This window comes from Merdimonas faecis (assembly GCF_001754075.1).
In the GTDB taxonomy this organism is placed as follows: Bacteria; Bacillota; Clostridia; order Lachnospirales; family Lachnospiraceae; genus Merdimonas; species Merdimonas faecis.
In genome coordinates this window covers 273,798-287,316 of the sequence record NZ_MIEH01000018.1, presented here as the reverse complement: position 1 = coordinate 287,316, position 13,519 = coordinate 273,798, and the positions used below count along the sequence as shown (strand labels likewise).

The window sequence follows — 13,519 nt, the reverse complement described above, 5'->3', positions numbered from 1 at the left end:
AACACTCAGAAGGAGAGATAGACCATGCTGAAAGAAAATCTTACACAGGTAGAAGAAAAGATTGATGCTGCCTGCAGACGGGCCGGACGCGACAGATCTGAAGTCACACTGATCGCAGTCAGTAAAACCAAGCCTGTTTCTACGCTTAAGGAAGCCTATGATCTCGGCGTCCGTGTATTTGGAGAAAACAAGGTGCAGGAGCTGGTAGAGAAATACGAAGCTTTGCCGGAAGACATCCACTGGCATCTGATCGGACATCTTCAGCGAAATAAGGTAAAATATATCATTGATAAGGCCGAACTGATCCATTCCGTGGATTCTCTGCGTCTTGCCGAAGCTATAGAAAAAGAAGCCGCCAAGCATCAATGTACTGCCAATATACTTATTGAGGTAAATGTAGCGAAAGAGGAGAGTAAGTTTGGCCTGATGCCAGAGGAATTAGACGCTTTTGTGGATAAAGTCTCTGAATTCCCCCACATTTGTGTAAAAGGATTGATGACTATCGCTCCATTTGTAGCTGATCCGGAGGAAAATCGCCCAATTTTCGCCCGTTTACGTAAATTATCTGTTGACATAGCAAGAAAAAACATTGATAATATTACTATGAGCATTTTGTCCATGGGTATGACCAATGACTATCAGATTGCCATAGAAGAGGGCGCAACTATGGTCCGTGTAGGTACCGGTATTTTCGGTGCACGTGATTATGCTCAACAAGGAAACGTAAGATAGGAGATTAAATAATGGGAGTATTAGATAAGTTTTTAGATATTATGAAGCTGAACGACGGAGATGAAGATTACGACGACGATTTCTTCGACGATGATTATGATGATGACTACGAAGAAGAGAAGCCGAAAAAAAGTCTGTTTGGCCGTTCCAGTTCTAAAAGATATGAAGAGGATGAGGAAGAGGAAGAATCCTATGATGTAGCCCCCAGATCTTCCAGAAGCGGCTCCCGCTCCAGTAATAAAGTCACTCCGATGCGCCAGCCGGCGAGAAGGAGCAACGTCAGCATGGAGGTCTGTGTCATTAAACCTACTTCTGTAGATGATGCCAGAGAGATCACTGAGACTCTGTTAAGCGGCCGTACTGTTATCCTGAACCTGGAAGGACTGGATCTTGAGGTTGCACAGCGTATCATCGATTTCACTTCCGGTGCTACATATGCTATCAGTGGAAATCTTCAGAAGATTTCCAATTACATATTCCTGGTAACGCCTACAAATGTTGACATCTCAGGAGACCTTCAGGATCTTCTGAATACTTCTTTTGATGCATCTTCCATGCGTACCAGATTTTAGTCAGCAATGAATAAAGAAGAGATTTTATTACAGAAACGTTTGACCGAACTTTCCAGGGTGGCTTATCACCGCGGGATTGTTACGTTTTCTGATTTTCTTAACCTGAACGAATTAAATATTTTACATACCACTCCGAAGGATCAGTGGATGACCCGCTATGAAACCTTCGGAGGGTATGGATTCTCAGAGCGTCAGATGGCTGCATTTCTACCTGATGCTCTTTATTATGAGTATCAATATCCTATCCAGGCCATACAGATCACTCCTTCCAGCCGGAAATTCGCCGAAGAGCTGTCACACAGGGATTACCTGGGTGCAGTAATGAACCTTGGGATCGAGCGTTCGAAGATTGGTGATATTCTGACGCGGGACGGGTCTGCCATTCTGTTCGTAAACGAGGATCTTGCCTCTTATATTACGGAGCAGCTTACCCGTGTGAAGCATACAGTCGTTAACGCCGCACCTGTTTTTGACTTTCGGGAGGATTATCAGCCTGATTATGAGACCATAAAAGGCTCTGTAGCTTCAATACGCCTGGACACGGTTCTTTCCCTTGCATTTCCCCTTTCCAGGAGCAAATTAACCTCTTATATCGAAGCCGGCCGTGTTTTTGTTAATGGGAAGCTAATCTCCAGCAACGGATATCGGCTGAAAGAAGGGGATATTATATCAGTAAGAAAGATGGGCCGTATTCTGTATGACGGTATTCTTTCCGAAACCAAAAAGGGAAGATATATGATTACCGTCCGCAAATTCCGTTAACAGCGGCAGCTGATCAATATGAAAAAACAGGAGAGACGCTATGGATTTGAACAAACGCAGATATGTAAATTATGTAAAGGCGCTGGCGGTGGCCTTTGGACTGATCCTCTTTGACCAGCTCACAAAACTGACCGCCGTAGAAAATTTAAAGGGGCAGAAGCCCTTTGTGATCATTGACGGTGTTTTTCAACTGGAGTATTTAGAAAACAGAGGAGCAGCCTTCGGCATTTTTCAGGGGAAGCAGATCATTTTTATCCTGAGTGTGTTTCTGATCAGCGCCGCAGTGATCTGGTTCTTTTCCCGCGTGCCCATGGAGCTTCGCTTTCTTCCTCTTCAGGTATGTGGGGTTCTGGTCTTTGCAGGAGCCTGGGGAAATTGTATTGACCGCTTAAGCCACGGATATGTGATTGATTTTTTCTATTTTATCCTGATTGATTTTCCAATTTTTAACGTGGCTGATATTTATGTCACTGTTGCAGCTTTTTTACTTGTTATTTTGTTGTTATTTTATTATAAGGAGGAAGATCTTGACCGAATACTTCACCATAGAAAGTCAGGAAGGCGAAAGGATTGACCGATATCTTTCTGAAGAGCTGGAAGACAAGTCCAGATCTTATATTCAAAAATTAATTCGGGACGGACACGTTCTGGTGGATGGAAAAACTGTCAAGGCAGGATACCGCCTTGTTGCCGGGGATAATATAGCAATTACTCTTCCGGAGATAAAGGAGCCTGAGATTCCTGCAGAAAATATTCCCCTGTACATTCTTTATGAGGACAAAGATCTGTTGGTTGTAAATAAGCCAAAGCAAATGGTTGTACACCCTGCTCCCGGGCACTATACAGGCACGCTGGTCAATGCGCTGATGTATCACTGCGGACAGGATCTCTCTGGAATCAATGGGATCATGCGCCCCGGGATTGTTCACCGGATTGACATGGATACCACAGGATCTCTGGTCGTCTGCAAAACAGATTCTGCCCATCAAAGTCTGTCTGCACAGTTAAAGGAACATTCCATTCATCGAATCTATGAAGCTATCGTTCATGGAAATATTAAAGAGGAGGAAGGAACGGTTAATGCGCCTATCGGGCGGCATCCTACAGACCGTAAGAAAATGAGCATCCATTCCAGAAACGGAAAAAACGCAGTTACCCATTATCAGGTATTAAAACGCTTTGGTGATTATACCTATATCCGCTGCCGACTGGAAACCGGAAGGACGCATCAGATCCGGGTACATATGGCGTCAATCGGCCATCCTCTGCTTGGCGACCAGGTATACGGTCCCAAAAAATGTCCCTTCCCGAAGCTGCAGGGACAGACTCTCCATGCGCGGATTCTGGGCTTTATCCATCCGTCAACTGGAGAATATCTTGAAATCGAAGCTCCTTTACCACAATATTTTGTGGAATTATTAGACAAATTGATGTATAATAGCTAATATACGATAAAGGAGCGTGAATAGTATGGCAAAAACATCTACAATTATCACTATCGGAAGACAATATGGGAGTGCCGGACGAGAGATTGGTTACAAGGTTGCCGACGAACTGGGAATCAAATTGTACGATAAAGAAATGCTGAACAGAGCGGCAAAAGAAAGCGGTATCTGTCAGGAATTATTTGAGACTCATGACGAAAAGCCCACAAACAGCTTCCTTTATTCTCTGGTCATGGATACGTATTCTTTTGGATATTCCTCTGGAAGCTATACAGATATGCCGATTAACCATAAGGTATTTCTGGCGCAGTTTGACGCGATCAAAAAGATTGCAGAAGAGGGGCCTTGTATCCTGGTAGGACGCTGTGCGGATTATGCACTGGAGGGTTATGACAATGTCTTAAGTCTGTTTATCCATGCCAACCTGGACGCAAGGATCCGACGGATCGCACGTCTTTATGACCTGACGGATGCTAAGGCAAAAGAGCGCATCTTAAAGACTGATAAACAGCGTTCCAGCTACTATAACTATTACAGCAACAAGAAATGGTCATCCGCAGACAGTTATGATATCTGCCTTGACAGTTCCGTCCTTGGTATTGACGGAACCGCAGAGGCTATCATCAAGCTTGTGGAAATCAAGGAACGGGACACCAGCAAGCGTCTTTAAGAAAATATAAATAAATAGAATCATCTGACATGAGGAACTCTTGGCGGCCATCCCTGGATATTACCATTCAGGATGGCCGTAAACATTCTCTGTTTCACCCCGGGATTATCCCTGTTTAATTCCCTGATCAGATCCTTCGCATACTGACGCTTGGTAAACCCGTCGATCGGGCAGCGGCTCCTGACCACCGGGAGCTCATATTTATGCTGAAAACCAATCACATCTGCCTCATCCACAAACATCATTGGCCGGATCACCGTAAGCTCCATTCGATCCAGATAGGACTTCGGAGAAAAGGAATAGAAGCGTCCCTCAAAAAAGAGGGAGAGCAGCATGGTTTCTACAATATCATCCTTGTGATGGGCATAAGCCACCTTATTGCAGCCCATTTTCTTCACTTCCTGATTCAATGCGCCCTTACGCATCTTGGCACATAGGGAGCAGGGATTTGGTTCCTTTCTTTCATCAAATAGAATGTGTGCAATATCCGTTTTTACAATATGATAGGGAACTCCCAGTTCCTGACAAAGCTCTGTCACTGCAGTAAAATCACATTCCTCATAGCCCAGGTCTACTGTAACCGCACTTAGTTCAAACCTCTGCGGGTAAAATCTCTGGAGACCATGAAGGGCATAGAGAAGAGTCAGGCTGTCTTTTCCGCCGGAAATCCCGACTGCAATATGATCCCCTTCCTGTATCATCTGATATTCATCTACAGCTTTTCTTGTATAACTCAGTAATTGTTGTAATTTCATATTCGTATAAATCCTTTCAGCTTTCCCGGAGCTTTACAGCAGATGCAGCCTGACGCCTCCGGTCTTCATCGATGGCCGCATAGTGTTTTTTCGTGGTATTGACATCCTTATGACCCAGCACATCCGCCACCAGGTAAATATCACCGGTCTCCTTATATAAGGATGTTCCGTAAGTACTGCGGAGCTTATGAGGCGTGATCTTTTTATAAGGCGTCACCTGCTTTGCATATTTCCTGACCATATTTTCTACAGCCTGTACCCCCATGCGCTTTCTCTGAGTAGAAAGGAAGAGTGCGTTTTCATGGCCCGGAAGAGGTGTCATAGCTTTCCTGTCACCATTGATATAATTCTTAAGTGCCGACGCCACCTCGTCGCCAAAATAAACGACCATCTGATTGCCGCCTTTCCGTGTAACAGTAATTCCATTGTTTTTAAAATCCACATCGTTCAGATCCAGTCCCACACATTCTGAGACACGGATTCCGGTGCCCAAAAGCAGCGTAAGGATAGCCAGATCCCGGTCCTTTGTCTTACGGTAATAGACAAGCGCCTGTCCGGTCAGCTTGCTGCCTGCGGATTCCACGTAGTCTAAAAGCATTGCAACTTCATCTGCATCAAGCCTCACAATAGCCTTTTCATGCATTTTGGGCATATCCACCAGTAAAACCGGATTCTTCGAGATGATCTGATGCTTAAAATAGTAATTGTAGAAGCTTCGAAGGGCAGACATCTTGCGGGCCAGACCTTTTTCGCCATTAGTGATCATTTCATCGTCACGCTTATAAACCTTCAGATATTCCATATATTCCTCGATGTCAACCGGTTCCAGACGTTCCAGGTCCGTCACGGTAAATTGGTCCATGGTGTATTTTTTGTAAACAGGATTATTTTCCATTAAGAAATGAAAGAACACTCGAATGTCATAAGCGTAATTCATCCGTGTTTTTGCAGAGGACCGGGGTTCAATAGCACGGAAAAAATCTTTGGCAAATGGAGGCAGTGTCTTTAAAACCTCCCGGAGCCGCAGTGTCTGGTCAATCCGTATCTGTTCATGATAAGTCCTGGTCTCAGTCATAAATCCATCCCCTTTATAATAAAAAAGTCCGTACGGCCATTCGTAAATCTGGCAAATCCCCTTAAAATCTGGTATATTATAGCATAATCGCTCATTCTTGTCTATATCTTTTGGAAAAATCGGTATTTGACGTATAGATTGCATTCGCAAACTAGAGACACAAAACTTCCATAAAAAGCAAATGCCCGGAAGCTGCTGCTTTCGGACACTGCTGTGGGTGAGTATAATATATATAAGATAAAATGAAGTAACTATCTTATATATCAAAAAGAATAAATTGTACGGCCTGCCTTTTTGTCTCTGGTATTCATTCTAAACTGCATATAACTACAGCAGGTAGACTCTTAGTTTCCGTAGTAGACAACCGTAAGATGCTGTCCCTCCTGGATCTGGTCAGTAGCAAGGTTATTAATCTTCATCAATTCTCCGACATAACCGCGGATTGACTGCTGATCGCCATTTGTATATTCTGAGGCAATATCCCACAGGGTATCGCCGGACTGAATCTCAATACTCTTAAAATATTTTTGTACATCCGTGGAGCTCTGAGAATCATCATGAGCATCCGCCAGACGGCTGCCTGCTATAATGCTGAAACACAAAACGAGAACAAAAGTAGCAGCTAAAAAAGACATCTTTTTCAGGTAAACTTCTCTTCTTCTCTTAGATGAATGGTATAATCTTCTTGTATTCATATTCTCTTCCCTCCAATATTAATTACTTATTACTCTCTCTTTACTCCCTCGAACGAATGTTCTTTCGTTATGTGATTATTATATATTCCGAACAAATGTTTGTCAATACTTTTCAAGCAAAAAATCGAACATATTTTCTGGAAACATTTGTTTGCTTTTTGTGTTCTGCTATGTTAGAATGAATCATAAGGTATTTGAATAAAAATATTGACAATACATTTAGATCTTTTGGAGGTACGCCTATGTCACAGGGAAAAATCAGCGCAAAGCAGCTGGAGATTTTAGAATATATCAAATCACAGATTCTGGAGCGCGGTTTCCCGCCTTCAGTCCGTGACATCTGCGAGGCTGTTCACTTAAAATCTACTTCTTCCGTCCACTCTCATCTTGAGACGCTGGAGAAAAACGGCTATATCCGCCGGGATCCTACAAAGCCACGTGCAATCGAGATTTTAGACGAGTCATTTAATTTCACGCGCCGCGAGATGGTCAATGTGCCGATCGTCGGACGGGTAGCCGCCGGAGAACCGATTCTCGCTGAACAGAATGTCGAGAACTACTTCCCTATTCCAATGGAATTTATGCCAAATAATCAGACCTTTATGCTGAAGGTGCGGGGAGAAAGTATGATCAATGCCGGGATCTTCGACGGAGATTATGTGTTAGTTGAGCAAATGCAGACCGCCCACAACGGAGATATGGTCGTTGCCCTGATCGAAGATGGCGCTACCGTAAAGACCTTTTACCGCGAGGAAGGCGTAATCCGACTGCAGCCGGAAAATGACGCTCTGGAACCTATTATCGTCAGAGATGTTCAGATTATGGGAAAAGTGATCGGAGTTTTCCGTTTCTTGTAAATCCTAAGTAATAAATAGAACAATAAGTGATATACAAAGGGAGTGTCGCAAAATCATCAATAATGGATGATTGAGCGGCACTTCCGCCCGTTACAGCAAAAAATCCGGCGTCTTCTCTGCTTTCAGAGTAGAACGTCGGATTTTTGCCGTACTTTAATAAAACCTCTCGGATTTCCTGCGGCATTTTTTGAATATCCAGGCATAAAAATAGCGACTGATTCTCATTTTTGAAAACCAATCGGCTATATAAAACTCTACTGCTTTATCCTATTTTTATAGTATCATATAAATTTTGTATAGATTCCATGACTTCAGCCCATGTATAACCTTTTGCATAATCGAATTTTTTCTGGTAATTTATCCACAGTTTTTTCATATCTATGTCATTGCAAATCTGTTCTAATATAGAGGCTCCACGTTCCATAACTTCAAATGATTCTCTTTTCCTGCCTGTTGCCTCCAGAGCCATTTTCAACTTCAGCATATCCACGGACACACTTTTTTCCTGCTGTAAGATATACAAATCATAAAAATCCCTTAGCCTTGTATTTGCCGTCCCTCTTGAAATAACGGTTTCCAGTTTTTCTGCTAATACAGTTTCAATATTATAGGCATAAATGGGAATCGTCCGGTCTTCAAACATCAGCTTGTATTCAAACCGTATCTCTCCCGGTGTTATTACGTCCCCGGTAGAAATATCTATTTTTAAAGGCGTCCTCATTGTATCAAGCTGTGCCTCCAACATTGCCCGAACACCCGGATATTCAGCCTCATCCATAATTTCTGACACCCTTTTTATCATAAAGATAACCCCATCATCTACTTCAATATTCATAATTTCTGTCAGAATGTCCGTTACATTATCCACTGACAGCGGAAGATTTTTTATAGTCGTATCTATATCCATCGTTGCCCTGTTTTCCAAACCAACCAGAGCAGATACCAGCATTCCGCCCTTTAAAATGAACCGCTCCCGGTACTTTGACAGAGAAATGCGCTCAAGTAGCCTTTCCATAATATAATTCCTGATAATTGTCTGCGCTTTTGCACTATTCCCGTCAGATCGGTTCCGCACCAATGCTTTTAACTGTCTTGATGTGTGGATCATTATAATAGCACCTCCAAATATTGTTTTATAATTTTTTCAACCTTAAAAATTTTTGCATATTCCATCAGCCGGGGAATATCCTTTTTCCCTTTTGCAGCATACTCCCTGATAGCGTTCTGCCTGTCCTGCACTTCAATCTGGCTGTTTCCCCGGAACACGTCGCATAATGTCCTTTCCGCATCATAGATGCGTACCATATGCCCCATCGGGGTGCGTGCCTGCGTCATTCCCAAAGAATACCATTCTTTCTTTACCGTATAGACTTTTACTCCCTGCCTTGTAAGATTTGCAGGATTATACCCCCTTTTCATCGTAACCGTATATTGGATTGGTTCCCGATCTGCCATTTCCAAAAGATATAACGCTGTTTCATGGGAAAAAACTGCTCCTTTATATCTCATCTGAAGGATATACATACCGTCTTCCCATGCGTCGGGAGACAAATAAATCCCCCTTGCCACCTGCTCATAATTACTTTTTTTAATAAAATCAAGCGCATATGTTTTGGAAATTCCTGCAAGCAAGGCATCTTCTAACCGTAAAATTCCATTATTTTCCTCTAAAATTTTTTCTATCAATTCTGATTTTTGCATTTTGCCACCTGACTTTCATGCTACATATTATATTAAAACGTAGCATGAAAGTAAAGTATTTTATTTAAACAAATTTGAATATCCTCATATAAAAACAGCTTTTAGGCACAAAAACGGAGCTATTGCTCCATAGATGATTACTCATCTATTTTGCAACAGCCCCTTAATTATATTTACTATTCTCCGGCCAGAGGAAGCGCCATTACCGCTTCTCTCCCACTATGGGAATATACCAGCTGTATATCTGCCTTACTCTCAAACGGAGCCTCCAGCGGCTTTGCCGGTATAAAAGATATATATGCACTGCCTCCCGGATGATCCTGCATCTTCGGAGTGATATCCGGGCTTTGAAGATTGATATACCAGCCGATCTTCCCTGTACCTGCAAGGGACGCTTCCGAGCTGAAGCCATAATAGACTTCCTTTCCTGAGTTTAGATTTTCCACCTTTTGGGAACTCCTCATATAGCCTGAATAAGTAAGAAGCCCCGGCTCCCAGCCTATCGCCATCATATCTTCGTTCTGATTTCCAGGCTTACTCAGCCATTCATAGACAATACTGACATCACAGCCGGTGATCTCTCCTGCAGAGGAAATATAGCTTAAGGCATCAGCCGATATCTCCAGCTGTGAAGACGGAGTCTTTGTTTCTTCTATCTGTACCGTGCCAGTAAAAGCTGATGGAAATTCTACAAAATAGGAGCCACGGCAGACAGCCATGCTTTCTGTCTGATCCGTCTCCATTTTCTCATATATCTGATTGACGGTATCCTCGTCCAGTCTTTCTGCAACACTCTGCGGAAACCCTTTCTCCTGCAAAGCGGCAGTCCTGTCATCCTTCTTTTCCTTCTCCTCCTGACTAATCTTCTCTGTAAAGCCGGCCTGTTCTTCTGTCAGCGAAGGCAAAGAAAACCTGTACAAGCCGTACAGCAGCAGAACCGTCAGGGCAGCTGCTATCATCTTCTTCATCTTTTCTCCACGACTCTTTGTTAAGATAACTCTTCCGGAAGAATCCGCCTGCCGTCATTCCAGATCCGTTCCAGATTATAAAAGCTTCTGTTCTCACGTTCAAAAATATGCACGATCACATCGCCATAGTCCAGAAGTACCCAGGTCCCGGAATTACGGCCTTCCTGCTGACGGATCTGATACCCGTTTTCATGCATCTTTTCATCCACATTATCTACCAGCGCCTGAATCTGACTGTCATTGCCGGCACTGCAGATCACAAAGTAATCTGCCAGCACAGACACCTGGGAGATGTCGATCATCACGATGTCTTCTCCCTTTTTATCCTCCAGCGCCTGATAGATCAGCTTCAGCATCATCTTTGACTGCTCCATGCAATACCTCCCTGTTTGTTTTCTTTTCTATTGTTTTTCCAGTTTGATTTTATAGTAATCATACGTTTTTTCCGTCATAGGGTCAACTGGTTTCCCCTGACTTTTTAAATACACCAGCGAGTCCTCAAGAATCCGGTACAGACATCTATCAATATCACGGAAAGCCAGATGCCTCACCTCTTCCATATTCGGCAGATCCGGCCGTCCCGGCTCGATGTAGTCCGCAATATAAATGATCTTCTCCAGAAGGCTCATATGCGGTCTTCCCGTGGTATGACTTGCAATCGCATTGATAATGGCCTTATCCTCCACATGGTATTTCTTTGCCGCAAGAAAGGCTCCCAGCTTAGCGTGCAGGAGACTGGGGTTCGCCCGCTCCACCTCAGAAATATTCAGATGGTATTTCTCACACAATTTAATCTTGGACTCACCGGGAATACACTTTGCACAGTCATGCAGAAGCCCGGCCAGAAGTGCCTGTTCCGTGTCAGTCCCATGACACATAGCCATAGAAGCCGCCGTGTACATCACGCCAAGCGTATGCTCGTAACGCTCCCGGTCAAGCTCAGTCATTAATTTCCTGCGGATCTTTGTAATTTCCTGATTCATACTCCTCATTCTTTCTATAAAGGTCATATCCACTATAAATACAACCGATGCTCTTTGATATAAGATACGACTGCTTCCGGCAGATAAGAAGAGATATCCTTTCCTTCTTTGATATCCCGGCGCAGTTCATGGGACGCCACATGCAGAAGCGGCGTTATCAGAAGCCGCACGTCCGCATGGTATTTATCCTTGAGCCTGTGGATCTGCTCCTCCATAAGCTCCCTGGAATTTACCTCATCCCGGTATGCAGCCAGAATGGTGCAAAGCGGGAAAATCCGTTCCGGATGTATCCAGCGTTCAATGGTGAACAGGGAATCTGCGCCTATGATGAAAAACATTTGATCATCCGGATATTTACCGCGAAAATACTCCAGTGTCTGCCAGGTACAGGAAACCTCATCTCTTTCCGCTTCATAGGGCTCTACCCTGAAATAGGGAATCCCTGAGACGGCCAGTCTTGTCATCTCCACCCGTTCCTTTGCACTTGCTTCAATCCTGCTGCTCTCCTTATGCGGGGGATTGCCGTTAGGAAGAAACCAGACCTCATCAAGGCTAAACGCTTCATAGGCAGCCTGTCCCAGCATCAGATGTCCATTATGGATCGGATCAAAGGTACCTCCCATAATTCCAATCTTCATACCCTCACCTCACCTATGGAAGCTGGATCCTTTTATTCTTATCTTTTCCTTCCTTATACAGCACAATCTTTTTCCCGATCACCTGTACCACCTGGGCACGGGTACGCTCTGCCAGAAGCTCCGCCAGGGCACGGGGATCGTCCGCACAGTTTTTCAAGACGCTTACCTTGATCAGCTCGCGTGCATCCAGCGCCTCCTGAATAGCTTTTGTAAGCTCCGGCGTCATGCTGTTCTTTCCAATCTGGAAAATGGGCTCCATGGTCATAGCCAGCCCTTTTAAATACGCTCTCTGCTTTGTTGTCATTCCTTCAAACTCCTTATTTGTAATAGTCAAACTGAAGCCCGTACATCCGTACAGTATCACCTTCCTGAATACCGGCCTCCTCCAGTTCCTCCAAAATACCTGTATCCTTTAAAAACTTCTGGAAAAAGGCAAATCCCTTTTCTGAATCCAGGTTGGTATACCCCAGCATCTTCTCGATCTTCGGACCTTCCACCACATATACGTCCTCTTCTTTCGTCACGGTATAAGGAAGATTTTCGTATAAAAGTTCCTCCTCCGGGAAGTATTCCTGCTGGAAGATTACCGGTTCCTGCTTAAGTTCCGCCAGGCGGTCAGATACATAATATAAAAGTTCGCTTATTCCCTCTCCTGTTACACCGGAGATCGGGAAAACCTTATATCCCTTCGGCTCAAACTCGTCTTTTAAACGCTTCACCGGATCCTCTCCCTCTGCATAGATCGCATCTGTCTTATTGGCCGCGATCACCTGCGGACGGGCAGCAATTTCCGGGTTATATGCGCTGAGCTCCTTATTGATCTTGTAGACATCCTCCACCGGATCCCGTCCTTCTGTCCCGGCTGCGTCAACTACGTGGATCATCAGTCTGGTGCGTTCAATATGGCGCAGAAATTCATGCCCCAGCCCCATACCTTCTGAAGCGCCTTCAATAAGTCCCGGGATGTCCGCAATCACAAATCCTCGTCCATCGGACAGATCCACCACGCCAAGATTAGGATTTAAGGTAGTGAAGTGGTAGTTTGCTATTTTAGGCCTGGCATTTGTCACTCTTGACAGGAATGTCGATTTTCCTACATTGGGGAAACCGATCAGTCCCACGTCGGCTATGACCTTCAGCTCCAGCTGCACCCACAGTTCCTGAGACGGCTGTCCCGGCTGCGCATATTTGGGGATCTGCATGGTAGCCGTTGCAAAATGCTGGTTTCCAAGCCCTCCTTTACCGCCCTTCAGGACCACCTGTCTTCTGTTTTCACCGGACATATCGGCAATGACCTTCCCTGACTCCGCCTCCTTGATCACCGTTCCTTCCGGCACCTTAAGCACGATATCCTCTGCATCTTTACCATGGCATCTTCGCTTTCCTCCAGGTTCTCCATCTTTTGCCGCGAATTTTCTCCGGTGGCGGAAATCCTGAAGCGTATTTAATCCTTCATCCACTTCAAAGATCACATCGCCGCCCCGGCCTCCGTCTCCTCCGTCCGGACCTCCGTTCGGAACATAGAGTTCCCGGCGGAAGCTGACATGTCCGTCTCCGCCTTTTCCTGACCTGATCAAAATTTTTGCTCTGTCTGCAAACATAGCCGTTTCCTTTCCAAAATAATGTTGTACACAGTATATCAAAAAAGAGTGCTGCCTTCAACTGT

The 13,519-nt window shown here is 44.4% G+C and carries 18 protein-coding genes; 7 read left to right on the top strand and 11 right to left on the bottom strand.

The window, feature by feature from the left end; all coding sequences use genetic code 11:
• Positions 1-24 precede the first annotated feature (24 nt).
• Genes BKD12_RS10135 through BKD12_RS10110 form a run of 6 tightly spaced genes read left to right on the top strand, consistent with a single transcriptional unit; the run spans position 25 to position 4,181 of the window.
• Positions 25-732, top strand: a complete 708-nt coding sequence (locus BKD12_RS10135; RefSeq protein ID WP_070089198.1) for a YggS family pyridoxal phosphate-dependent enzyme — start codon at positions 25-27, stop codon at positions 730-732.
• A gap of 11 nt (positions 733-743) precedes the next feature.
• Complete coding sequence (locus tag BKD12_RS10130) at positions 744-1,304, top strand: cell division protein SepF (protein WP_070089197.1); 561 nt, start codon at positions 744-746, stop codon at positions 1,302-1,304.
• A 6-nt stretch (positions 1,305-1,310) separates the two neighbouring features.
• Positions 1,311-2,066 (top strand): YlmH family RNA-binding protein, encoded by a 756-nt coding sequence (locus BKD12_RS10125; protein WP_070089196.1) that lies wholly within the window; start codon positions 1,311-1,313, stop codon positions 2,064-2,066.
• A 40-nt stretch (positions 2,067-2,106) separates the two neighbouring features.
• A complete protein-coding gene (gene lspA, locus BKD12_RS10120; protein WP_070089195.1) occupies positions 2,107-2,640 on the top strand; it encodes a signal peptidase II in 534 nt (177 codons plus the stop codon).
• Positions 2,594-3,511, top strand: coding sequence for an RluA family pseudouridine synthase (locus tag BKD12_RS10115; protein WP_070089194.1), 918 nt, complete (start codon positions 2,594-2,596; stop codon positions 3,509-3,511). Before lspA ends, BKD12_RS10115 begins: the two co-directional genes overlap by 47 nt.
• Positions 3,512-3,536: 25 nt before the next feature.
• Positions 3,537-4,181, top strand: coding sequence for a cytidylate kinase-like family protein (locus tag BKD12_RS10110; protein ID WP_070089193.1), 645 nt, complete (start codon positions 3,537-3,539; stop codon positions 4,179-4,181).
• Positions 4,182-4,201: 20 nt separating this feature from the next.
• On the opposite strand, the gene BKD12_RS10105 is transcribed toward BKD12_RS10110, so the two are convergent.
• The 3 genes from BKD12_RS10105 to BKD12_RS10095 form a co-directional block, all read right to left on the bottom strand.
• Positions 4,202-4,936, bottom strand: a complete 735-nt coding sequence (locus tag BKD12_RS10105; protein WP_070089192.1) for a tRNA 2-thiocytidine biosynthesis TtcA family protein — start codon at positions 4,934-4,936, stop codon at positions 4,202-4,204.
• 16 nt (positions 4,937-4,952) lie between these two features.
• Positions 4,953-6,011 (bottom strand): tyrosine-type recombinase/integrase, encoded by a 1,059-nt coding sequence (locus BKD12_RS10100; RefSeq protein WP_070089191.1) that lies wholly within the window; start codon positions 6,009-6,011, stop codon positions 4,953-4,955.
• 344 nt (positions 6,012-6,355) lie between these two features.
• Complete coding sequence (locus BKD12_RS10095) at positions 6,356-6,706, bottom strand: LysM peptidoglycan-binding domain-containing protein (RefSeq protein WP_070089190.1); 351 nt, start codon at positions 6,704-6,706, stop codon at positions 6,356-6,358.
• 242 nt (positions 6,707-6,948) lie between these two features.
• Between BKD12_RS10095 and lexA the strand changes: the two genes are divergently transcribed.
• Entirely contained in the window at positions 6,949-7,563 is a 615-nt protein-coding gene (gene lexA, locus BKD12_RS10090; RefSeq protein WP_070089189.1) for a transcriptional repressor LexA, read from the top strand.
• Between the two features lie 262 nt (positions 7,564-7,825).
• Here lexA and BKD12_RS10085 read toward each other — a convergent pair whose 3' ends face one another.
• From BKD12_RS10085 to obgE, 8 genes are all read right to left on the bottom strand, one after another.
• Entirely contained in the window at positions 7,826-8,671 is an 846-nt protein-coding gene (locus BKD12_RS10085; protein ID WP_070089188.1) for a nucleotidyl transferase AbiEii/AbiGii toxin family protein, read from the bottom strand.
• On the bottom strand, positions 8,671-9,264 hold the full coding sequence (locus tag BKD12_RS10080) for a type IV toxin-antitoxin system AbiEi family antitoxin domain-containing protein (RefSeq protein ID WP_070089187.1): 594 nt from the start codon (positions 9,262-9,264) through the stop codon (positions 8,671-8,673). Before BKD12_RS10080 ends, BKD12_RS10085 begins: the two co-directional genes overlap by 1 nt.
• Before the next feature lie 176 nt (positions 9,265-9,440).
• Positions 9,441-10,232 carry a hypothetical protein gene (locus BKD12_RS10075; protein WP_070089186.1) on the bottom strand — a complete coding sequence of 264 codons (792 nt, stop codon included), beginning with the start codon at positions 10,230-10,232 and terminating at the stop codon, positions 9,441-9,443.
• Positions 10,233-10,252: 20 nt separating this feature from the next.
• Positions 10,253-10,606, bottom strand: a complete 354-nt coding sequence (gene rsfS / locus BKD12_RS10070; RefSeq protein WP_070089185.1) for a ribosome silencing factor — start codon at positions 10,604-10,606, stop codon at positions 10,253-10,255.
• A gap of 27 nt (positions 10,607-10,633) precedes the next feature.
• A complete protein-coding gene (gene yqeK, locus BKD12_RS10065; RefSeq protein WP_070089184.1) occupies positions 10,634-11,215 on the bottom strand; it encodes a bis(5'-nucleosyl)-tetraphosphatase (symmetrical) YqeK in 582 nt (193 codons plus the stop codon).
• Between the two features lie 32 nt (positions 11,216-11,247).
• On the bottom strand, positions 11,248-11,853 hold the full coding sequence (gene nadD / locus BKD12_RS10060) for a nicotinate-nucleotide adenylyltransferase (RefSeq protein WP_070089183.1): 606 nt from the start codon (positions 11,851-11,853) through the stop codon (positions 11,248-11,250).
• A 13-nt stretch (positions 11,854-11,866) separates the two neighbouring features.
• Complete coding sequence (gene yhbY, locus BKD12_RS10055; protein WP_070089182.1) at positions 11,867-12,157, bottom strand: ribosome assembly RNA-binding protein YhbY; 291 nt, start codon at positions 12,155-12,157, stop codon at positions 11,867-11,869.
• A gap of 13 nt (positions 12,158-12,170) precedes the next feature.
• Complete coding sequence (gene obgE / locus BKD12_RS10050) at positions 12,171-13,454, bottom strand: GTPase ObgE (protein WP_070089181.1); 1,284 nt, start codon at positions 13,452-13,454, stop codon at positions 12,171-12,173.
• Positions 13,455-13,519: the final 65 nt, after the last annotated feature.